General features: G+C 33.4%; 1 pseudogene. It reads right to left on the bottom strand.

What is annotated here, in order from left to right:
- Positions 1 to 368, bottom strand: a pseudogene (locus CN288_RS27920) (IS4 family transposase); the annotation flags it as partial.

Raw genomic sequence — 368 nt, 5'->3', positions numbered from 1 at the left:
CTGGACACGCCAATTTGCCATCGTAAGGAGTAAAAATCGTATACTTGTTCCTTTGGTAGATATTCCAGAGGAATATTTGTAATGTAAAAGTTAATTGCACTAAGCCGCTTGCTACGTTCTTTATAGGTGATTTGCTTCTTATGTTCTTTAAATGCTAAATCCTTTTGTCTACGTTTCATTTGCGTTTCAGTTAATTTATACAGAATTAGTCTTGCAGGAAGCTTTTGATACATTCCAATATAGATTTCAGGAATTTCATATGTTTCACCTGACTGTAATTGGTCAATAAATTGCTCCATATCTAATTGGATGTACTCAGAGTGCTTTTTTATGGTTCCATTTTGAAAGTTAAAGTGAACCCCATTAAT

Source organism: Bacillus sp. AFS023182, assembly GCF_002560575.1.
Classification (GTDB): domain Bacteria; phylum Bacillota; class Bacilli; order Bacillales; family Bacillaceae_G; genus Bacillus_A; species Bacillus_A arachidis.
This window is presented reverse-complemented; position numbering and strand designations above follow the sequence as displayed.